The sequence below is a fragment of the Sphingomonas sp. genome (assembly GCF_013816785.1).
Lineage (GTDB): Bacteria > Pseudomonadota > Alphaproteobacteria > Sphingomonadales > Sphingomonadaceae > Sphingomicrobium.
Map to the genome: position 1 here is coordinate 11,469 of NZ_JACDDV010000025.1, position 20,230 is coordinate 31,698.

The 20,230-nt window shown below is 64.0% G+C and carries 18 protein-coding genes and 1 tRNA gene; 8 read left to right on the top strand and 11 right to left on the bottom strand.

The genetic code is table 11. The annotated features are described in order from the left end of the window. The first annotated feature begins 8 nt into the window (after positions 1-8). Positions 9-1,361: an NAD(P)/FAD-dependent oxidoreductase gene (locus tag H0W65_RS06870; protein WP_294005673.1), complete on the top strand. Its 1,353-nt coding sequence runs from the start codon at positions 9-11 to the stop codon at positions 1,359-1,361. Positions 1,362-1,427: 66 nt separating this feature from the next. Here H0W65_RS06870 and H0W65_RS06875 read toward each other — a convergent pair whose 3' ends face one another. Next, positions 1,428-1,760: a hypothetical protein gene (locus tag H0W65_RS06875; protein ID WP_294005674.1), complete on the bottom strand. Its 333-nt coding sequence runs from the start codon at positions 1,758-1,760 to the stop codon at positions 1,428-1,430. A gap of 118 nt (positions 1,761-1,878) precedes the next feature. Here H0W65_RS06875 and H0W65_RS06880 point away from each other — a divergent pair, with 118 nt between their 5' ends. Then, on the top strand, positions 1,879-3,729 hold the full coding sequence (locus H0W65_RS06880; RefSeq protein ID WP_294005676.1) for an ABC-F family ATP-binding cassette domain-containing protein: 1,851 nt from the start codon (positions 1,879-1,881) through the stop codon (positions 3,727-3,729). 380 nt (positions 3,730-4,109) lie between these two features. Here H0W65_RS06880 and H0W65_RS06885 read toward each other — a convergent pair whose 3' ends face one another. The 5 genes from H0W65_RS06885 to prsK all read right to left on the bottom strand — a co-directional run bounded on the left by H0W65_RS06885 (position 4,110) and on the right by prsK (position 11,379). Next, positions 4,110-4,298 carry a hypothetical protein gene (locus H0W65_RS06885; protein ID WP_294005679.1) on the bottom strand — a complete coding sequence of 63 codons (189 nt, stop codon included), beginning with the start codon at positions 4,296-4,298 and terminating at the stop codon, positions 4,110-4,112. 61 nt (positions 4,299-4,359) lie between these two features. Further along, positions 4,360-6,183, bottom strand: coding sequence for a DUF885 family protein (locus tag H0W65_RS06890; protein ID WP_294005682.1), 1,824 nt, complete (start codon positions 6,181-6,183; stop codon positions 4,360-4,362). 117 nt (positions 6,184-6,300) lie between these two features. After that, positions 6,301-7,641, bottom strand: a complete 1,341-nt coding sequence (locus tag H0W65_RS06895; protein WP_294005685.1) for a methyltransferase domain-containing protein — start codon at positions 7,639-7,641, stop codon at positions 6,301-6,303. A 172-nt stretch (positions 7,642-7,813) separates the two neighbouring features. Continuing rightward, positions 7,814-9,202, bottom strand: coding sequence for a PEP-CTERM-box response regulator transcription factor (prsR, locus tag H0W65_RS06900; RefSeq protein ID WP_294005688.1), 1,389 nt, complete (start codon positions 9,200-9,202; stop codon positions 7,814-7,816). Then, a complete protein-coding gene (gene prsK, locus H0W65_RS06905) occupies positions 9,199-11,379 on the bottom strand; it encodes an XrtA/PEP-CTERM system histidine kinase PrsK (RefSeq protein WP_294005690.1) in 2,181 nt (726 codons plus the stop codon). Before prsK ends, prsR begins: the two co-directional genes overlap by 4 nt. 10 nt (positions 11,380-11,389) lie before the next feature. On the opposite strand from prsK, the gene H0W65_RS06910 reads away from it, so the two are divergent. Together H0W65_RS06910 and H0W65_RS06915 are read left to right on the top strand one after the other, a co-directional pair. Beyond that, complete coding sequence (locus H0W65_RS06910; protein WP_294005692.1) at positions 11,390-12,439, top strand: mannose-1-phosphate guanylyltransferase; 1,050 nt, start codon at positions 11,390-11,392, stop codon at positions 12,437-12,439. After that, entirely contained in the window at positions 12,436-13,428 is a 993-nt protein-coding gene (locus H0W65_RS06915) for an aldo/keto reductase (protein ID WP_294005695.1), read from the top strand. Before H0W65_RS06910 ends, H0W65_RS06915 begins: the two co-directional genes overlap by 4 nt. 104 nt (positions 13,429-13,532) lie before the next feature. Here H0W65_RS06915 and H0W65_RS06920 read toward each other — a convergent pair whose 3' ends face one another. The 3 genes from H0W65_RS06920 to H0W65_RS06930 form a co-directional block, all read right to left on the bottom strand. Then, entirely contained in the window at positions 13,533-13,691 is a 159-nt protein-coding gene (locus tag H0W65_RS06920) for a hypothetical protein (protein ID WP_294005697.1), read from the bottom strand. Positions 13,692-13,806: 115 nt separating this feature from the next. Next, positions 13,807-14,427 carry a DUF4893 domain-containing protein gene (locus tag H0W65_RS06925; RefSeq protein WP_294005699.1) on the bottom strand — a complete coding sequence of 207 codons (621 nt, stop codon included), beginning with the start codon at positions 14,425-14,427 and terminating at the stop codon, positions 13,807-13,809. 10 nt (positions 14,428-14,437) lie between these two features. Next, the gene (locus H0W65_RS06930; RefSeq protein WP_294005702.1) at positions 14,438-15,223 is read right to left on the bottom strand and encodes a 3-hydroxybutyrate dehydrogenase; all 786 of its coding nucleotides are present in this window, start codon (positions 15,221-15,223) and stop codon (positions 14,438-14,440) included. A gap of 104 nt (positions 15,224-15,327) precedes the next feature. On the opposite strand from H0W65_RS06930, the gene H0W65_RS06935 reads away from it, so the two are divergent. Together H0W65_RS06935 and H0W65_RS06940 are read left to right on the top strand one after the other, a co-directional pair. Then, the gene (locus tag H0W65_RS06935) at positions 15,328-16,149 is read left to right on the top strand and encodes a neutral zinc metallopeptidase (protein WP_294005705.1); all 822 of its coding nucleotides are present in this window, start codon (positions 15,328-15,330) and stop codon (positions 16,147-16,149) included. Positions 16,150-16,524: 375 nt separating this feature from the next. Further along, positions 16,525-16,707, top strand: coding sequence for a neutral zinc metallopeptidase (locus H0W65_RS06940; RefSeq protein WP_294005708.1), 183 nt, complete (start codon positions 16,525-16,527; stop codon positions 16,705-16,707). Between the two features lie 32 nt (positions 16,708-16,739). Here the strand turns inward: H0W65_RS06940 and H0W65_RS06945 are convergent, their stop codons facing one another. Then, positions 16,740-17,729: an NADP-dependent oxidoreductase gene (locus tag H0W65_RS06945; RefSeq protein WP_294005711.1), complete on the bottom strand. Its 990-nt coding sequence runs from the start codon at positions 17,727-17,729 to the stop codon at positions 16,740-16,742. Between the two features lie 282 nt (positions 17,730-18,011). Between H0W65_RS06945 and H0W65_RS06950 the strand changes: the two genes are divergently transcribed. Further along, positions 18,012-18,087: transfer RNA gene (locus tag H0W65_RS06950), tRNA-Ala, on the top strand. 27 nt (positions 18,088-18,114) lie between these two features. Here H0W65_RS06950 and H0W65_RS06955 read toward each other — a convergent pair. After that, positions 18,115-19,350: an FAD-dependent monooxygenase gene (locus H0W65_RS06955; protein WP_294005714.1), complete on the bottom strand. Its 1,236-nt coding sequence runs from the start codon at positions 19,348-19,350 to the stop codon at positions 18,115-18,117. 136 nt (positions 19,351-19,486) lie between these two features. Here H0W65_RS06955 and H0W65_RS06960 point away from each other — a divergent pair, with 136 nt between their 5' ends. Beyond that, on the top strand, positions 19,487-20,041 hold the full coding sequence (locus H0W65_RS06960; protein ID WP_294005716.1) for a TetR family transcriptional regulator: 555 nt from the start codon (positions 19,487-19,489) through the stop codon (positions 20,039-20,041). The last annotated feature ends 189 nt before the right edge of the window (positions 20,042-20,230 follow it).

Here is a 20,230-nt window from a genome sequence, read left to right on the forward strand (position 1 = left end):
AGACTAGCATGAGCGAGCCCTATGACCTGATAGTGATCGGCTCGGGCACTGCCGCCCAAGTTGCAATTGCTCGCGTTCGCGAAAGGGGCTGGCGTGTCGCGGTCATTGACCATCGACCGTTCGGCGGAACCTGCGCGCTTCGCGGATGCGATCCGAAGAAGATGCTCGTCAGCGGCGAAGAGGCAATCGATGCCGCGCGTCGAATGCATTCGCACGGCGTTTATGGTGAAGTGCGTCTTGATTGGCCAAGCTTAATGAGATTCAAGCGAAGCTTCACTGCCCCGATCCCGGCAAAACAGGCCCGACATTATTCCGATCTTGGGGTGGACGCATATCAGGGTCTCGCTCGTTTCGCCGAACCGGACCGCATCGAGATCGGAGGACGCGAGCTTGTCGGGCGCCACATTCTCATTGCCACTGGTGCAAGTCCCGGGCCGCTCGGCATTGCCGGAGAAGAACTAGTCTCGACCAGCGACGAGTTTCTTGAACTTGAATCGCTCCCGCGCCGCATCGTCCTAATCGGCGGCGGCTATATCGCTGCCGAGTTTTCCCACCTTGCCGCCAGAGCTGGGGCGCAAGTAACGATCATCCAGCGCGGTGCGCGACTGCTGCCTCAATTTGATGAAAGTCTGGTCGGGTGGCTTATGCCGTCATTCGACGCACTCGGCATTACCGTTCACACTGGCTTCACCGCCGACAGCGTCAGGCAAACTGAAGAGGGGCTAACGGTGCGCGCGACCTCCCCGAATGGATCGCAAATCGCGGTCACTGCGGATCTCGTAATTCACGCCGCCGGGCGCGTCCCCGAACTTGCTTCACTCAACCTCGCGGCAGGTGAAGTTGCCGTTGATCAGGGTCGGCTCAGATTGACCCCCGGCCTGCAAAGCGTATCGAACCCGCGCGTCTACGCGGCGGGTGACGCCGCCCGAAGCGGACCGCCGCTGACGCCCGTGTCCAGCCACGACGCGAAGGTCGTTACCGCGAACATGCTCGACGGTGCAGACGCTCGCCCCAACTACCACGGGGTGCCGAGCGTCGCCTTTACCGTGCCACCAATCGCTTCGGTCGGACTTAGCGAAGCCGATGCGCATGCCAAAGGACTTGGGTTTAAGGTGAACGCCGCGTCCGTTCCCAAGTGGTTCACCGCCCGGCGCCTAAATGAGCCGGTCTATGGCTACAAAGTTCTCATAGAAGAGAATACCGGCGTTATCCTCGGGGCGCACCTCGTAGGGCCAAGCGCGGATGAGGTGATCAATCTATTCGCCTTGTCGATACGAAGCGGACTGACTGCCGAATCCCTTCTCGACACCATGTTCGCATATCCAACTGCCGCCTCCGACGTCGGCTACATGCTCGCTTGAGCTTGCCACTGAACGTCCGCATGGGTCGCTAGCGGACGCCGCGTCGTCTAAGCAGGCAGCGGACTCTTACCGGTCCGACTTGCCGATGATCCGCCCGGTGGCGGCGTCGACGTCGACCCAGATGACCCGGCCTTCCTGCATGAATTTGAGGCGATAGCTGCGGCCGCGGAATTCGGGGCCGAGGTAGTCGGCGCCATTCATGTGCGGCATTACCTTGCGCTCGATCTGGGGGAGCGGGATGGCGCGACCCTCCTGAGTGGCGCGGAAGGCGCGGTCCTGGTCGCGCGGGCGATCGTTCAAGGCAAGCTGGACGCCGGCGCCCGGCGGTCTGAGGGCGAGCGCCGGGGTAGCGGCGGCGAACGCGCAGGCGGCGAGGGCAAGTGTACGGTACAGGCTCATTGGCAAATCTCTTTTAAGATGCCCCTTCCTAAGTGCATGCCATTGAACGGGTTATGAATAGTCGCGCTGCGTCCTGTTCAGGGTGACGACCGCTGGATGCTACGCTAGGGCCCGCGCAATGGCACCCCCTATTTTATCGTACGAGAACCTCGGCCTCGTTCAGGGCGAAGGGTGGCTGTTCCGCGAGATCGACGTGCATGTGGCTCCGCGCGATCGGCTGGCGCTGATCGGGCGCAACGGGGCGGGCAAGACGACATTGCTCAAATGCCTCGCGGGATCGATTGAGACCGACCAGGGGGGGCGCAAGATCGTGCCGGGGACGCGGGTCGTGCTGCTCGAGCAGGATCCGGCGATGATCGCCCATCGGACGCTGGAGGAATGGGTGCTGGCCGGGGACGATGCGCCGACCGCGCACGAGGCCGCCGCGATCGCCGACCAGATCGGCATCGACCTTGGCCGCGAGGTAGCCAGCGCGAGCGGCGGCGAACGGCGGCGCGCCGCGATCGTGCGGGCGCTGGCGCAGGGGCCGGACGTGCTGCTGCTCGACGAGCCGACCAACCATCTCGATCTGGCCGCGATCGACTGGCTCGAGCAATGGCTCGGCCGCTTCAAGGGCGCGTTCATCGTTATCAGCCACGATCGCACGTTTTTGGCGAGGCTGACGAAAAGCTGTCTGTGGCTCGATCGCGGGACGTTGCGGCGGGCCGAGATCGGGTTCGGTGGGTTCGATGCCTGGACCGAGGCGGCCTATGCCGAGGAGGAGCGCGCGGCAAACAAACTCGACGCCAAATTGAAGCTGGAATTGCACTGGCTGCAGCGCGGGGTGACTGCGCGGCGGCGGCGCAACCAGGGGCGGTTGGCCAAGCTGCACGAAATGCGGGCGCAACGCGCGGCGATGCTCGGGCCGGCGGGCGCGGCCAAGCTCGGGCTGGCCCGGGATGATGTGAAGACCAAGACAGTGATCGACGCGGAGCATGTGTTCAAGTCGTTTGCCGAACGGCCGATCATCAAGGATTTCACCTTGCGAATTCAGCGCGGCGACCGGATCGGCGTGGTCGGGGCCAACGGGACCGGCAAGACGACGTTGCTCAAGCTGCTGACCGGCGAATTGCAGCCCGACGCCGGCAAAGTGACGCTCGCCAAGACCCTCGACGGCATCGTCATCGACCAACAGCGCAAGCTGATGGAGCCGCAGCGCCGCGTGCGCGACGTGCTGGCGGAGGGTGGCGACTGGATCGAGGTGCGCGGGGTCAAGAAGCACATCAAGGGCTATCTGAAGGAATATCTCTTCTCGCCCGAGCTGACCGAGGCGCCGGTCGGCACGCTGTCGGGCGGCGAGCGATCGCGGCTGCTGCTCGCTCGTGAGTTCGCAAGGGCGTCGAACTTGCTGGTGCTCGACGAGCCGACCAACGACCTCGACCTCGAAACGCTCGACCTGCTGCAGGAAGTGATCGCCGATTATGATGGCACCGTCCTGATCGTCAGCCACGACCGCGATTTCCTCGACAAGACGGTGACCGTGACGCTCGGCCTCGACGGGTCGGGCACGGTGGATATCGTCGCCGGCGGATATGAGGATTGGGTCAAGCGACGCGCTGTGCCAACTCGTACCCCGGCGAAGGCCGGGGCCCAGGGCGCTGCGCAAGCAGCGCCTTCCGGCGCTCCTGGACCCCGGCCATCGGGGTCCCCGCAAAGTAGTGCTTTGCGGGGTGCCCCTGCGCCGGGGAACAATAAGAAGCTATCGTTCAAAGACCAGCGCGACCTCGACCGCCTGCCGGGCGAAGTCGACCGCCTCGAACGCGAAATCGCCGAGGCGGAGACCGCACTTCACGACCCCGATCTGTTCATGAAGCACCTCGAAAAATTCGCCGCCCTGACCAAGGCAATCGACGCCAAACGAGCGGAGAAAGACGCTGCGGAGGAAAGGTGGCTGGAGGTTGTTGAATTGGTGGAGGGCCTAAAGCTTTAGGCGGAGGCAGCTTTCGACCCATTGCGGACATTAGCTTCGGCATCTTAAGAAGAGCCCATGGGAAAGGCGCTAACCGTGGTGTCCGTTCTGGCGTTCCTAGCATGGTCAGTGCTAGTGATCGTTGGGTAATCGGACTTTTCCACAGGAGCCTCGACGGCCGTGGTATTGTAGCGTTCTGCTTGTATCTTGCTGGTCTAAGCGCTTCAGTTTGAATTGGTTTTTTCTCGGTTGGGCGACTGTCAGTGAGAACCGCTTTCCTGGCACAGATAGCCCTATTGGCGTTCGGGATGTTTATCCTAAGCGGCGGTTTGCTTTTATTGGGCTTCGTCTTGTTCGGCTAGCGACCGTTTTCCCCCAAAGCGGACATTAGCCGTCGGATCTCATGGTCGCCTCGCCAGGATGATCAGCACCACCCCCACCACCGCCAGGATCACGCCGCGCATCGCCCAGGGGCGTTGGTCGAGCATGAAGCTGAAGGCGGGCCAATGGATATAGCCCAACCCCTGACCGATCCACAGCAGGCCCATCAGCAGGGCGGCGATTCCGGCGATCAAAAGCAACGTTTTCACCAGACGACCCCGCCATCAGCTCTCGGGTGGCTCTCCTCCCCGGAGCTTGGTCGGGGAGGGATTAAGCCCGCCGCGATCTCTCCGCGATGCGCCGCTCCAAAATCGTCAGCGGCATCGCGCCTTCCTTCAGTATTTCGTGAAACTGCTTGATGTCGAACTTTGCACCGAGAGTCTTTTGCGCCTGCTCACGCGCCCGCGTCCAGGCGATGTGGCCGATCTTGTAGCTGCACGCTTGGCCGATCTGGGTGCAGTAGCGCTCGACCTCGCGCTGCGAGCGGGGGTGGGCGAAGCCGGTGGTGGCGATCATATAATCGGTCGCTTGCTCGCGGCTCCAGCGCTTGGTGTGGAGGCCAGTGTCGATCACCAGCCGGGCGGCGCGGAACAGGAAGGATTGCAGATAGCCGGCGCGCTCGATGTCCCGATAGGCGCCAAGCTCGTCGGCGAGTTGCTCCGAATAAAGCGCCCAGCCCTCCGAATAAGCCGAGAAGCCGCCGATCTTGCGCAGCGTCGGAATATCCTTCGATTCCTGCGCCAGACTGATCTGGAGATGGTGGCCGGGGACGCCTTCATGATAAGTGAGCGACGGCAGCGAATATTTCGGCCAGTCGCCGGTGTCCTTCAGGTTGATGAAGTAGATCGCCGGGCGCGAACCGTCGAGCGCGGCGCGGTTGTAATAGCCGTTTGACGCGCCGTCCTGGATTTCGGGCGGGACGCGGCGAATTTCCAGCGGTTGGGTCGGCAGGGTGGCGAAGTCGCGTGGTAAGCGCTCATACATCGCTTTGACGCCTTGGTTGAGTCCGGCGATTAGTGCGGCGCGGCCGGCGTCGTCGTTGGCGTAGAGCTGCGCTGGGGAGACGTTGAGCGCGGCCAGCCGCTCGCCGACCGTGCCTTTGGTATAGCCGGCGCCCTTGAGGATGGAGTCGAGCTTCGCGCTCAACTCGGCAACCTGGGCTAGGCCGAGCTTGTGCACTTCGTCCGGGGTGAATTTGGTGGTCGTCGCCTGTTCGAGCGCGGCGGCGTAGATCGCGTCGCCCTGGGGCAGGCGCCAGGCGCCGTCGCCGGCCTTGGTGGTCGGGCGCAGCCGCTCCATCAGCGCGATCTGGCGGTCCAATGCGGGATAGATAGAGCCGCCGACGATCGCCGCGGCGCGGCGCCGCCAGTCGCCCGGAATATTCTTTTCGGCGGTACGGCCGACGATCGAATCGACCATCGTGTTTTGCTCGGGGGAAGCGGCGCGCAGCTTCTTCATCTGGCCGAGCGTCAGGTCTATCGACCAGCCGGGCGCGAGGAAGCCACGCGCGGCCTGGGCGCGCTGTTCCTGGCTGTCGTTATCGAGCGATTTCCCGACTAGCGACAGGCGCGACAGATAGGCTTCGGCGTCGGCCGCGTTGTTGATCGTGTGCGCGGTGTTGAGGAAGTCGGGGGTCGCGAAATAGGAGCCGCCCTGCTGCATGATAGGATAGGGGCGCTGAACCGAATCAATGCCGAACTTGCCCGCCGCGACCGTGTCGCTTTCAATCTGATATAGGACGACGTCGCGGTTGAGGCGGCCGGCGTCGCTTAGCGTGGCCGGCGCGACGGCGCGGATCGCGGCGATATTCCGGCGCGCGATGGCCAAATCTTCGCTCCGCGCGGCCGCGATCGGCCGGACGTCGAGCTTTGCTTTCAGGTCGGCGTTGGCGCCCTTGTCGAGGCCCAGCGAACTGGCCAGCTCGGGCGAGCGACGGACGCGGTCCTGGAAGATGTCTTTAAAAAGAGCGTTGAGTTTCGCATCGCCGCCGGCCTTGGCAGCGGGCTTGGCAGGGGCGGCGAGCGACGGAGCCGACGAGACGGCGAGGCCGGCGACCGAAGCGCTGCTGACGGTCAGGAAGGAACGTCGATCCATTCGAAAACTCCGCAAAAACTAATATGCCGACCTTAGGGGCTGGCGGCGAAGCGGCAAGTTCGTTGGTCGAAACCAGCCGCCCGTTGGGAGCTGTTGGCCGACGCTAGGCACCAATCGCTACCGGTTGCGAGGCCGAAGTGCGACCTTGATGGAGCCGACATCGACCTGGACGGCGACGACGTCGAGCTTGGCTGCGTCGAACATCTGCTGATATTCCCACAGCTCGAAACTCTGCTCATTAACTCCCTTGCCAAGCTCCTTGAGATATTCCGGGTTGAGGGTTTCGAGATGCACATGGCCGATCGGCTCGCACATCAAGCAGATCAATCCGTCGTCGGTCACGAAATCACGCAAGTGCGAAAGCAACCCGATGGGATCCGGAAAGTGATGGAAGGTAGCGAACAGGACCAGCATGTCGATCGAGCGCCGCGGCAGCGGCAGCGCCATGCCGTCGGCGACGATGAACTCTACATCGCTGTCGGTCCCCTCGCGGATGAGCTTACCAACGATCATCCCATAGGGGTCGACATCGACATTATATTTGTGCGGCGCATCCAAATGATCGATCATCGGATTGGCGTTGCCGCCCAGTTCCAGAACGTGCTCGACCGGGCGATCGAAAAGCGTGTCGCGCCATTCGGCCAGCAGGCGGACGGCTTCGTAATGATCCTCCATATAGTCGAACTGGCGACCGGTCCGCTTCCATTTGGGGTCATGGACGGTGGCCCGCCACCAGCCGATTTTGACCTTGAATATGACCGATGTCTGCTCGAACCAGGAGACGTCCTCCTGCAAGGCTCGAATGCGGAGCTTATACGACCCGGTCTTTGCCGGCGTGTCGATGAACACCGGAAGGGTGACCGAGCGTCCGGGAAGCAGGTCATCGAACAGTTCGGTGCGCTTGCCTTCATATTCGACCCCGCGCGCATCGATCCAGCGATACGACAACAAGAACGGGTTCGCGCCATTCGACGACAAGGTCGACGCGCCGTCGTTATGGACCCGGACATTGACGCTGCAGCACGTGCCGCGGACCAACCTCGAGATGTTGAAAATCGAGGATATCCTGGCCGAAGGCGCGACGTTTATCGGGATTGGGACCTCGGCCTTTTCCTGACCCATTTTAAGCGCGCGGTGCAGCCCTTCGTGCGACGCGGCAACGCGGCCCAGGAATTGGTCGGCCTCGGTCTGAATCCAGTCTTCGACAAAGGAGAATTTCTGGTTGAACGCCCGCTCGAGGACGGCTCGGCGCGATTGATGCAGGCAGAGCGCGTCCAGCAGCTGATCGATAACCGACGGAGCCAACGGCTCGGTCCGTGGCTGGACTTTCACTCCCTGGACGACGACCGCGACACCGCCGACGACAGGGTAGATGTCGCCGCGATCGGACTTTAATTGGCCATTGTCTTCGTGCAACGGGCCGCCATGGGCGGGGCAGACAAGTTTGATTGACGCCATTCGCTTAAATCTACCCAAACAAGCCCGATTTCACGCGACCAGAAAGCTGCTGCTCAGCAACCAAGGGGAAGGCCCTGGCCGGGAGCGGCGACGGCGTAGGATGAGAGAGAGCAATAGGCAATCGGATGCCGCGGGTTACCTGGTCATCCGTTTCAACCGCGACTAGCTCCGCTTACGCGCTCAGCTGATATTGCTTGATCAGGTCGTAGAGGGTCGGGCGGCTAATGCCGAGCAGCTTGGCGGCGCCGGAGATATTGTGTTCGGTGCGCATCAGCGCGTGATGAATGGCACGCCGGTCGGCGACTTCGCGGGCGGCGCGCAGGTTGATGGGGAGCGGCTCGGCGCTGCCCTCGCGTGCCAGCGGCAGGTCGAGGTCGGCGGCGCCGATCAGCTTGCCGTCGGCCATGATGACCGCGCGCTTGAGGCGGTTTTCCAGCTCGCGGACATTGCCCGGCCACGGATAGGCGTCGATCGCCTCGGCCGCGTCGGGGGCGAGGCCTTGCACCTTGGGGTTCATCTCACGCGAATAGAGATTGACGAAATGGCGGGCGAGCAGCAGCGCGTCGCCGGCGCGCTCGGCAAGGCTCGGGATTTTGACCACGATTTCGGCCAGGCGGTAGTAAAGGTCTTCGCGAAAGCGGCCGTCGCCGGTCATCGCGTCCAGATCCTGGTGAGTCGCCGAGACGATCCGCGTGTTGACCGAAATCGGCGCGCGCCCACCGATCCGCTCGATCACCCGCTCCTGGAGGAAGCGCAGCAGCTTGACCTGGAGCGGGAGCGGGATGTCGCCGACCTCGTCGAGGAACAGCGTGCCGCCTTGGGCCAGTTCGATCTTGCCGGGCGTCGTCTTGACCGCGCCGGTGAAGGCACCGCGCTCATAACCGAACAGTTCGGCCTCGAGCAGGTTTTCGGGGATGGCGGCGCAGTTGATGGCAACGAACTCGCCCTTTCCGCGCGGCGATTTTTCATGGACCGCGCGGGCGAGCAATTCTTTGCCGGTGCCCGATGCGCCGAGCAGCATCACCGAGACGTCGGCGGTGGCGACGCGTTCGATAGTCCGGGCGACCTTGAGCATTTCAGGGGCGGCGCTGACCATCGATCCGAGCACCGTCGCGGCGCCGCCGCCCGAGGTTTCGAGCTGAAGATTCTCCTGCTCGATGTCGTGAAGGTGGAAGGCGCGGGAGACGATCAGGCCAAGCTCGTCGATGTCGACCGGCTTGCGGTAGAAATCATAGGCGCCGAGCGCGATCGCCTTCAGCGCGCTTTCGCGGGCGCCGTGGCCCGAGGCGACGATCACCTTGACGTCGGGCTTGAGCGCGACGATCTCGGTTAGGGTGGCGAACCCTTCGCTGGTGCCGTCGGGATCGGGCGGCAGGCCGAGGTCGAGCGTGACCACCGACGGCTCGTGCAGCCGCACCATCTCGATCGCCTGCTTGCGCTCGCCGGCGACGATCACGCGATAGCCCTCATAGGCCCACTTCAGCTGGCGCTGCAGCCCTTCGTCGTCCTCGACGATGAGGAGCACGGGCAGGTCGAGCTTGTTGTCGGGCGCGTTGGTCATGCGGACTTCCGTTGCGGCTGTGCCCGCGCGAGGGGCAGGGTGATGGTGAAGCAGCTGCCCTCGCCGGGGCGGCTTTCGACGGTCAGGCGGCCGCTCATCGCGGCGATGAGGCTGCGGGCTTCGAACGCGCCGACGCCGAAACCCCCGGCTTTGGTCGAGGCAAACGGCTCAAACAGGCGGGTGCGGACAAAGTCGGCATCCATGCCGCTGCCGGTGTCGGCGACGATGATTGCAACGCCGTGGGCGCGGGCGGCCATGCGGATGGTGACCGGCTGGTCTGGGGCGCTCGCGTCGACCGCGTTCTGTAGCAGATGGCCGATCGCCTGGTCGAGCAGCAGCGGGTCGGCCATCGCCCATTGGTCGCCCTTGCCGAGCAGGCGGATGTCATGGTCGCGGCGCTTGGCGGCAATGGTCGCTGCGATGAGCGGCAGCAACTCAACCGGTTCGGGCCGAGCCGGGCGCTGGTCGGCTTGTGGCGCGAGCCGGGCGAGCAAATCGTTCATCTTGCCGACCGAGCCCTTAAGCGTCGCCACCATGTCGGTGCGGAACTCGGCATTATCGGCATGGCGCTCGGCATTGCGAGCAAGCAGCGACAGTTGGCTGACCAAATTCTTCACGTCGTGGAGGATGAAGGCGAAGCGGCGGTTGAAATCCTCGAACCGCTGGGCGTTCATCAATGCTCGCTGGCCATGCGCTTCGGCCAGGCTTGAGGCGGCTTGCCGACCGGCGGTGCGCAGCAGGTCGAAATCCTCCCAGTCGAGCGGGCGGCGATAATCGGGCGCGGCAAGCAGAACGAGCCCGACCAGGCGCTCGTCGTGGATCAACGGCACGCCAGTCCACGCCTGTTCCTCGCCGAGTAGCGCTTCGGGCACGCCCATTTCCTGGTCACGGGGAACGGCCCAGCCGCCGGAATGGGCGTCGAAATCGATGATCCGCCCTTCGGCCCCGACCGAGAGCCAGAACGACAGCGCTTCGGCGCCCGGGATGGCGGCACCGGGGTTGGCGCTGCCGGTCCAGTTCCAGCTGGCGGCGGGCTCGATAATGCCATTGTCGTCGGCGATCAGCAGCAGGCCGCCGGGCGCGTCTAGAATGTCCGCAAACGCCTTGATCACCCGCTGGCCGAGCGGCGCGGCCGATGGGCCACTGGCGCCGACGGTTTCGGTGAAGCGCAGCCATTCGGTGCGATAGTCGTAGCGATGCTCGAACAGATGCTTGGCGATCTTGACCTTTGCCCAACCCCGCGCGCGGCTCGACGGTAGCAGAACCATCGCCGCCACCGTCATTGCCGCCAGGAGCGTGACCAGCAGCGCGCGGGTGAGGTCGAAGCCGGTGCCGCGCAGCGCGGTGACGAGCACCGCCATCACCGCGAAATAAGCGCAGATAGCGAGCAGCGACAGGCTCTGGAAGGTGGCGGCGCGCGACAGGCGGATGCGCCAGCCTTCGCCTTGGCTACCGCCGATCGCGAACAAAGGGACGGTCAGCGCGAGGACCAGCCCGCGCCAGTCGAACAGTCCCTTGGCGGACGAAGGGTCGAAATAAGCGATGGTGTAGAGGTTGAGGTCGTAAGCCCACATGATCGCCAGGGCGAGCATGGCCAGGCGAATTCCGCTGCGGCTGGCGGGCGCGGCCTGGCCGTAGAGGTTGTGGACCAGCACCAGCGATCCGGCGGCGGCGGTCAGGCGCAGGACGATGGCGGTGACGACCAGCGCGCTGCCGCTGCTGATCGTGCTGGTGTCGACGAACAAGGGCAGCGCGTCGACCATCAGCTGCAGCCCGAGAACTCCGGCGACCGCGGCATAGACCGGCTTGACCCCACGCTGCCGCTCGTGCCCGGCGTCGATCTCGGCCAGGCGGTAGAGGACGCCGACCCAGACCAGGTTGCGTGCGGTTTCGGCGTAGGCGGCGAGCATGGTGGTCGGGGTCATCGCGGTCAGCCACGCCCAGCAGCCGGTCAGCGCAAAGGCAGCGAGCAGCATCCGCTGGCCGCTCTGGGCGATGCCGCGCCTCAACTCCCACAAGGTGAGCGAAGCGAACAGCGCCGCGGCGAGCGCGTGCGTCCAGAAGGCGATTAGCGCCTCCATCAGCCGTTTAGTGTAAAAGCTACCGACATTCCCACAGGTGTCGCAAAATTTTACAAACAAATGCTGAACGCTGGCGTAAAGGCCGCGTTTACGCACGGAGACTTGCATGAGCTTATCGAATGGGTGGCGGCCGATCCGCCCGGTGATCCTGGCCGGTGGCGCGGGGACCAGGCTGTGGCCGCTGTCGACCGCGGCACGACCCAAGCATCTGTTGCCGCTGCTCGGCACGCAATCCCTGTTCGAGGAGACGCTGACGCGATTCGGCGACGGCTTCGCGCCGCCGATGATCGTCGCCAACCAGGCGCAGGAAGCCGATTTGCGCGCGCTGGCGCCGGACGGCGCGCAGTTGCTTCTCGAGCCGATGAAGCGCGACAGCGCGGCGGCGATCGCGCTGGCGGCGGTGGTCGCGGACGAAGGCGAGCTGCTGCTGATCTGCCCAAGCGACCATCATATCGCCGAGCCCGACGGTTTCCGTGCGGCGATCGAACGGGCGCGGCCGGAAGCGGAGGCGGGCCGGATCGTGACTTTCGGTATTGAGCCGGATCATCCCTCAACCGGCTTCGGCTATATCGCCGCCGGCGCGGGCGAGGGCGTACGACCTGTTGTCCGCTTCGTCGAAAAGCCGCCGGTCGAGCGGGCCGAGGCGATGCTGGCCGAGGGCGGCCATTATTGGAACGCCGGCATCTTCCTCGCCTCGGCGGGCACCTGGCGCGACGAGCTTCAGGCCTTTGCGCCCGAAATCCTCAAGTCGGCGCGCGAGGCCGCCGAGCAGGCGGTCGCCGATGGCCCGGTGCTGCGGATCGATGCCGAGGCATTCGCCCGCTCACCGTCCCAGTCGATCGATTATGCGGTGATGGAGCATAGCGAGCGGGTGTCGGTGGTGCCGGTGTCGATGGGCTGGTCGGACATCGGCAGTTGGCAGGCGCTGGTCGACGCGTCGATCGGCGATGCAGATGGCAACGCGCTCCACGACGGGGTGCTGGCGCTCGACTGCCGCGGCAATCTGGTGCGGTCTAATGGGCCCAAGGTCGCGCTGATCGGGGTCGAGGGGCTGGTCGTGGTCGCGACCCATGACGCGGTGCTGGTGATGCGGCCCGACCAGGCGCAGCGGGTGCGTGAGGCGTCCGACTGGTACGACCGGGAAAAAGCCCGATGAAGCGCGCCATCGGGTCCAGCGGGGTCGAGGTCGCTCCGGTTGCGCTCGGCGGCAATGTGTTCGACTGGACCGCCGACGAGGCCGCGAGTTTCGCCGTGCTCGACGCTTTCGTCGATGCCGGCGGGACGATGATCGACACCGCCGACGTCTATTCGGCCTGGGCGCCGGGCCATGTCGGCGGCGAGAGCGAGCGGCTGATCGGCCGCTGGCTCAAGCGCGATCCGGCCAAGCGCGACAAGGTTGTGATCGCCACCAAGGTCGGTTTTCTCGACGGCAAGATTGAGCCGGTCGGCTATGACGGCAAAGTCGATAGCGGCGAATATGTCGCCTCGCTCCATCCCTCCGTCATTGCCCGCGCCGCCGAGGCTTCGCTGGAGCGGATGGGTATCGAGACGATCGATCTTTATTACCAGCACCGCGACAATCCCGAGGTGCCGCTCGCCGACAGCCTGGGCGCGTTCGAGAGCTTACGCGCCGCCGGCAAGATTCGCGCAACGGGCCTCAGCAACTTCAGCCCCGCCCGCGTCGAGGAGGCGCTCGTCGCCGCGCACGAAGGCGGGTTCGATCCGGCGGTCGCGGTGCAGGGTTGGTATAATCTGGTCGAGCGCGGCAAATATGAAGGCGAGCTTCAGGATGTCGTTACCGGGCGCGGCATCGGCTTCTTTTCCTATTACAGCCTCGCCAACGGCTTCCTGACCGGCAAGTATCGGTCGAAGGACGATCTCGGCAAATCGGTCCGTGGCGGCCGCAATCTCGAATATATCGACAGTCCGAAAGGCAAGGCGGTGCTCGCCGCGCTCGAGGACGTCTCCGCCGAGTGCGGCGCGGCGATGGCGACGGTCGCGCTCGCCTGGCTCAAGATCCAGCCCGGGATTACTGCCCCGATCGCCAGCGCGACCAGCATGGCGCAGGCGAAGGAGCTGATCGCCGCGCTGACGCTGGAGTTGACGCCGGGACAGATCCAAGCGCTGAGCGAAGCGAGCGCGTAGCCCGGCAATGCGCCCAGCCGGTTTGCTGACGGGGCCGCCGGAACTAGTCTCTTTCTCTCCGTCCGCTACTTTGAGTTTTTAGCGGAGACAGAAGATGAGTTGGCTCATTGGTCGGGCGGCGGCCATGTCCGATCCCGAAGCGGCGCGGCAATGCGCTGCAGAAATTGCAGGCGCTGATCGAAATCGACGACCCTGAAGCGCTGGTCGTGCCGATCCTGATCGACGCGATTTTGCTGGTGGAATCCTATCGCGGCGCGCGGCATCAGATCACGTTCTGGGCGAGTTGTCGGGCAGCGTTGATGCGTTGCTGCGCGAACTCACGATCGTCGAAAAAACGGAGGAATGGGCCGCAGTGTGAGGCCTGGGCTCGAACCTCCGTCAGGCGGGGATTAGCTCGATCACGTCGAGCGTCGATTCGAAGGCCGGATAAGGCAGAATCAGCCGCCAGCGCGCGGGGCCGATGCGCTCGACCCAGCCGGCCAGGTCCCGGTCGGGGTCGCGGCCATATTGCATCGCCCGATTCTCGTCGCCGAGGACCAAACTGCCGAGGAAGACCTGCCGCAGCGGGTCGGCGGCGAACAGCAGCCCGATGTGGCGCTGCGATCCGCTCAGCTTGGCGAGGCTTTGCAACTGTTTTTCCTGCTGCACACGGCAATCGAACGCGGGATAAGCCATATAATCGAGCATGCCCGGACTCTTGGCGCCGAGCTTGATCACCCGGCAGCGGTAGCGTCCGTTGGGGATCGGCACCGGGCCGATCGCCGCGTCGGGGACAAGCAGCGCGCCCTCGCGATCGATTTCGGCGGCGCGCCCGGCTTTTCGCGCTTGATCGAGCGCATGGTTGAAGGCGGTGCGCCAGTCGCGCAGCCGCCCGCGGTCGGCGTTGGTCGCGACCGTGCGCCAATCGGTCGAGGCCGCGAAAGGCGACGGACGCTGAGTCGGCAGGGCCGCGCAAGCCGCCAGGCCTAACGCAATCGCGACGAGAGGGAAGGAGCGCATCTGCGGCAGCTTAGGCAGCCGTCCAGCCGCCGTCCATGCTGAGATTGGCGCCGGTGATCGACTGGGCCTCCTCGCGGCACAGGAACAGGGCGAAGGCGGCGACCTGCTCGGGCGTGACGAACGCCTTGGTCGGCTGCGCCGCGAGCAGCACGTCGTTGATCACCTGGTCGCGGGTCAGGCCGCGCGCCTTCATCGTGTCGGGTATCTGATTTTCGACCAGCGAGGTCCAGACATAGCCGGGCGAGATGCAGTTGACGGTCACGCCATCGCGCGCGGTTTCGAGAGCGACCGACTTGGTGAAGCCGGCGACGCCGTGCTTGGCGGCGACATAAGCCGACTTGTTGGGGCTGGCGACCAGGCTGTGCGCCGAGGCGGTGTTGACGATCCGGCCCCAGCCCTTGGCGCGCATCCCCGGCAAGGCGAGGCGGGTGGTGTGGAATACCGCAGTCAGGTTGATCGCCAGGATTGCGTCCCATTTTTCGGGTGGAAAGTCGGCGACTGGCGAGACGAACTGAATACCCGCGTTGTTGACGAGAATGTCCGGACCGCCGAGCTCACTGCCGCAGCGAGCGATCATCGTCTCGATCGCGGTGGCATCGCCGAGGTCGGCGCCATCGTAAAGCGCCTTGGCGCCCGACCTCTGTTCCACTTCAGCACGGATCGCTTCGATGGTCCCGGCATCGCCGAAACCGTTGATCATCACGCTTGCGCCCTCGGCGGCTAACGCCCTGGCGATGGCCAGGCCGATGCCCGATGTCGATCCGGTGACAAGGGCGGTTTTGCCTGAAAGCAGCATGCGGCGAGTCTCCTGATGATCGGCGCCGCTGTTGCCGTGACGGCGTTTGATTGCAACCGTTACGGCGGTGGCGCATTGGGCATTGCACAGGCAAGGAGAGCGACATGCGGCTTGGCGATGCGCCCGAAAGCGGGAATTTCGAGGATCGGACCGGCCAGAGCGGGGGTGGGATGAACCTCGGCGGCGGACTTTTCGGTATGCTCATTCCGTTCGTCATTTCGCGCTTCGGGATCGTCGGCATCCTTATCCTCGGCCTCGGCTATTGCGCGCTAAGTTCGCTCGGCGGCGGCGGGCTGCTGAGCGGCGGTGGAACCGCGACTAACGGGGAATCACGCCTTACCGCTGAGCAGCGGCGAGTTTTGATCGGAACTCTGGTCTCGACTGAAAAGGTCTGGGGCGACATTTTCCGGCAGGAAGGTCAAGCTTATGCGCCTACTCGGATGGTCGCCTACACAAGCGGCACCCAGTCAGGATGCGGCGCGGCGCAGGCGGCTATGGGTCCGTTTTACTGCCCTACCGATCAACGGATCTATATTGATCCCCGATTCTTCGATGAATTGACTCGCAGGTTTGGCGCGCCTGGTGATTTCGCGCAGGCGTACGTCGTGGCCCATGAGGTCGGACATCATGTTCAAGATTTAAATGGGACGCTGGGTACTTCAAACAGCAATCAACAGCAGGTGGCTGTCGAACTTCAAGCTGATTGCTACGCCGGTGTCTGGGCGGCGCGCTCCGGGGGTCTCGAAGCCGGCGATATCGAAGAAGGCATGCGGGCGGCGGAAGCAATTGGCGACGATACCCTACAGCGTAAGACTCAGGGGGCGGTCATTCCTGAGAGTTTCACTCACGGGACCTCGGCGCAGCGAATTGCCGCTCTACGCAATGGCCTTAATTCGGGAAACCCGTCGGCCTGCAATCTGACCTAGCTTGCAGCCGAATGCATTGACAACTCAGTGCGAGCAAAGCACACTTCCTGTGCTCGGTGTTCAAAATGTGGAGTATGTTATGCGCAAATTGAAAATCGCTGTAGCAATTCTCGTAGCCGCGGGCGGTGCTTCGCCTAGCTTTGCTTTGGATTTGGGTAGGGCGCCTGATAGTCATTGCGTCATCGATACAACGAACGGATGGTGGACTGAACTTGGCGACCGCGTTGAAGCGTGGTGGTACTGCTGAGGACTTAAACATCGTATTAATATCATTTATGTTGCCGGCTCCGTATCATCGGAGCCGGCGTTTCTAATTACGAAACGTCGAAGTTTATTCTCTAAGGTCCCCGCACATCTTGCCGGTGTTGGTGCGGTTTGGAGCTAGTCGGCCAGATTGCCCAAATATCGGCTCCTGCCGAGGCGATCGGCGACGACATGCTGACGCAAGGGAAAGTGTCGCCCGACAATTTCACCCACGGGACTTCCGCACAGCGGTCGGAAGCCTTGCGCAAGGGCCTGTCGTCGGGCGATCCGGCGCAATGCAATTACGCGCGGTAAATTGACCCTCTCCGAAGGAGCTCGGGAGCGATTTAAATCCGCACGAGCATCTTGCCCGTATTCGCTCCGGTGAACAGGCCTAGAAACGCCTCCGGAGTCTTGTCGAGCCCCTCCAGGATCGTTTCGCGCGACTTCAGTTGGCCGGTTGCCATCAGAGCGCCCGCCTCACGGTGAAAGTCGCCGAGCTGGTCGAGATAGTCGAGGTAGATGAAGCCCTGCAGGCGGATCCGCATCGCGACGATCAACATCAAATAGCGCAGTGAGTTCGGTGCGCCCGCGTTGTAATTTTCGATCATGCCGCACATCGCGAATCTGGCATTTTGCCGCGCCAGCGCCAGCGCGGCGTCGAGATGGTCGCCGCCAACATTGTCGAAATAGACGTCGATCCCCTTCGGAGCGACGGCCGACAGCTGCTTCAAGACCGACCCTGCCTTGTAATCGATCACCTCGTCCGCACCGAGCGACCGAACGAACTCGCATTTGTCGGCGCCGCCGGCCGATCCGATCACGGTCATGCCCTTGGCCTTGGCGATCTGGACCACCGCCGATCCGACGGCACCGGCCGCCGCCGAGACGAACACGATGTCGCCCTGCTTGGCCTGAGCTGCGTCCAGCAGCCCGAAATAGGCCGTCCCGCCGGTCACGCCGAGGTTCCCAAGGAACGCCTGTGGCTCGGCACCGGGCATCGCCGGCAGCTTGTTAAGCTCCGCGGCGGGCGCCACCGCCTCGTCGCGCCAGCCGAGCATGTGCAGCACCATATCGCCCGGCGCGAAGTTGGCATCGCGGCTCTCGATGACCTCGCCGACTGCGCCGCCCTCCATCGGTGCATCGATGGCAAACGCGGGGATGTAGCTTTTCGCGTCGTTCATCCGGCCGCGCATGTAGGGGTCGACCGACAGCCAGCGATTGGCGACCCGGACCATGCCGTCGCCCATTTCGGCCATGGCATAGTCTTTCAGGGCGAAATCCTCCGCCACCGGCATGCCGTTGGGGCGGCGCATCAGGTGCCAAGCCTTGGCCATTATCATATTCTCCTCAAGGAATTCGTCGAGACAGATAGGAGGGCCGGGTACGAAGAAAAAGGCCCGGCCGTCGAAAATAAAGACCGGGCGTTGGCGCGCTACGGGGTCGCGCGCTTGGGGCGGGCGATGCCATGCCGCTATTGTTAAAATGATTGAGCTCGACGCGCCGTTCCGGCGTAGGAGCCCAGGCGAAAACGGGAGCGCGCTAAGATGAAAATGGAGCAGCGAAGAGCGTTGCCAGCCGGATAAAGCGCAGCTATTGGGCGGCACGCTTTAGGGCGCGGGGCTGTAGCTCAGATGGGAGAGCGCTGCAATCGCACTGCAGAGGTCAGGAGTTCGATCCTCCTCAGCTCCACCAGCCCTGTCGCAGTGGGACGCGCGAAGGTTACCGGCCAGTTGCCTCGCTGGTGACTTGGGCGGCCCGAACCTGGGCGACGGGTGCGGCACGGTAAGTGCGACCTGGCTGAGTGAGCACGCTGAAGCGGCGCCGGGCCAGTCCAGACAGAGCCAAGCCTAGCTTTCGGTTGAAAGGCGGCAGGCGATCGAGCAGGCGCAGCAGCAGGTTGCGCAGGCGTCGGCCCGTGGCGGAGCGGACGGTGGCGATGCGGGTCAGGCGCGAGGCGAGCGCCAGTACCTGCTGCGCCGCCGGGCGTCGAATCCGGGAATAGTTGTCCAGCACTCCGTCTGATGCCCCGTCGCGGACGACTTGGGTCAGAGCCTCACCCAGCACGATCGCGTCGACCAGCCCTGTGTTCATACCCTGGCCCCCCGCAGGGCTATGCACGTGCGCGGCATCACCCATCAGCAGGAACGGGCCACTACGATAGTTGTCCGCGAGCCGGTGATGGACGCGGAATCGTGATGCCCAGACGATTTCGGTCACGCGGCACGGTTTGAGCTCGGGACCTCGTTTGTCGAGCAGGGTCTGGATATCGCCGATGCCCGGTTGCTCCGGTGCATTTTCGAGCGTCGCCACGACCCGAAACGAGCCGTCGGGAAGCGGGGCCACAACGACCAGTCCCGCCGGCGAAAAAAACAGCGAAACCTCCTCGGCACCAAGCGGCCAATCCATCCGGACGTCAGCCAGGACGAACGATTCGCCATAGGCTTTGCCGCGGAAGGCGATGCGCGCCGCGTCGCGGATGACGCTGTGCATGCCGTCCGCACCGACGACATAACGTGCGTGAATGGTCCGCTCGCCGTCCGCATCCCTGACTCGGATCGCCGCGCCATTCGATTCGACATTGGCGGCGAGCGCGACAACGCCGCGATGAATCTCGCCACCCAGTTCGACCAACCGGGCCTGCAGTACCGACTCGGTGGTCGATTGCGGCACCATCAGCAGGTGGCGGAAGGCGGAGGGCAGTTTCGCAAAATCGACGTCGAGAAGCGGCTGGTCGCGATCGCGGACGGTGAATCGGGTAAGCACGATTCCTTCAGCCGACAGCGGTTCAGCGGCGCCGATCGCGTCCAGCATTTCCAGCGTATGGGCATGCACGACCGCAGCGCGGGACGTGTTTTGGCGTTCTTCAAGTGCATCGATCAGCAGGTGGCTCACCTTGGCCATCTTTAAGGCGACGGCTAGCGCAAGACCGGTCGGACCAGCGCCGACGATCAACACATCTGTTTGGTCAGGTAACATTAACGCGCCTCCGCAATTTGCCAACACTTGTTGATTAATCTTGAGGGCTTGCAGATGTCAACGTTTGTTGGCAAAAAGTCATATGGCCAGCTCGCCGCGCAGCACGGCAAAATCGATGCGAACCCGGAAAGCGATCGAGGCCGCCGCACGGGAATTGTTTGCAATCCACGGATTTGAGCGGACAACAGTGCGCGACATCGGCGCCCGGGCGGGCATCGATCCGTCGATGATTATCCGCTATTTCGGCAGCAAGGATGCGCTGTTCACCCGAGTGGCGACGCCGGACCTGCACCTACCCGACCTGAGCGATTTCGACTCGGCGACGATCGGCGAAGCGCTGGTGCGGCATTTCCTCGAACAATGGGAAGGCGCACAGTCCGGCGGCGCCATGCCGGTCCTTCTGCGCTCCGCCGCGTCCAACGAAGAGGCGGCTGAGCGGTTACGCCAGATTTTCAGCGCACAGGTCTTTCCGGCCATCGCCCGCACAGGCCCTCCCGAGACAGCACCGATGCGGGCTGGGTTGGTGGCGAGCCAGATCCTCGGGTTGGCCTTGGCCCGCTATGTGCTACGCCTGCCGCCGGTTGTCGCCATGCCGGTGGATGTCATCGTCCGCGTGATCGGTGAAACGATCCAACGATATGCGAGCGGGGCGTATGCAAAGTATCCGTGAACACTGAGGACCAAAAAGGCCCCGCATCGCTGCGGGGCCTTCGTTTGAGCCAAGCGCGGGGCGCTGAAACTAGTCGTTGTCGCGGTTCAAAAAGGCCGGGGCGAACTCGGGCGCCGAGCCTTCGCTGCTACCGCCTTCGCGGTCGCGGCGCGGACCTCGATCGCCTTCGCCGCGGGGGCCGCGGTCACC

Coding starts and splice junctions, on each gene's coding strand:
- H0W65_RS06890 (WP_294005682.1), bottom strand. CDS start 6,183: ATGGATCGACGTTCCTTCCTGACCGTCAGCAGCGCTTCGGTCGCCGGC.
- H0W65_RS06915 (WP_294005695.1), top strand. CDS start 12,436: ATGAAGCGCGCCATCGGGTCCAGCGGGGTCGAGGTCGCTCCGGTTGCG.
- H0W65_RS06910 (WP_294005692.1), top strand. CDS start 11,390: ATGAGCTTATCGAATGGGTGGCGGCCGATCCGCCCGGTGATCCTGGCC.
- H0W65_RS06880 (WP_294005676.1), top strand. CDS start 1,879: ATGGCACCCCCTATTTTATCGTACGAGAACCTCGGCCTCGTTCAGGGC.
- H0W65_RS06875 (WP_294005674.1), bottom strand. CDS start 1,760: ATGAGCCTGTACCGTACACTTGCCCTCGCCGCCTGCGCGTTCGCCGCC.
- H0W65_RS06935 (WP_294005705.1), top strand. CDS start 15,328: ATGCGGCTTGGCGATGCGCCCGAAAGCGGGAATTTCGAGGATCGGACC.
- H0W65_RS06870 (WP_294005673.1), top strand. CDS start 9: ATGAGCGAGCCCTATGACCTGATAGTGATCGGCTCGGGCACTGCCGCC.
- H0W65_RS06960 (WP_294005716.1), top strand. CDS start 19,487: ATGCGAACCCGGAAAGCGATCGAGGCCGCCGCACGGGAATTGTTTGCA.
- H0W65_RS06945 (WP_294005711.1), bottom strand. CDS start 17,729: ATGGCCAAGGCTTGGCACCTGATGCGCCGCCCCAACGGCATGCCGGTG.
- H0W65_RS06925 (WP_294005699.1), bottom strand. CDS start 14,427: ATGCGCTCCTTCCCTCTCGTCGCGATTGCGTTAGGCCTGGCGGCTTGC.
- H0W65_RS06930 (WP_294005702.1), bottom strand. CDS start 15,223: ATGCTGCTTTCAGGCAAAACCGCCCTTGTCACCGGATCGACATCGGGC.
- H0W65_RS06895 (WP_294005685.1), bottom strand. CDS start 7,641: ATGGCGTCAATCAAACTTGTCTGCCCCGCCCATGGCGGCCCGTTGCAC.
- H0W65_RS06920 (WP_294005697.1), bottom strand. CDS start 13,691: ATGCCGCGCGCCGCGATAGGATTCCACCAGCAAAATCGCGTCGATCAG.
- prsR (WP_294005688.1), bottom strand. CDS start 9,202: ATGACCAACGCGCCCGACAACAAGCTCGACCTGCCCGTGCTCCTCATC.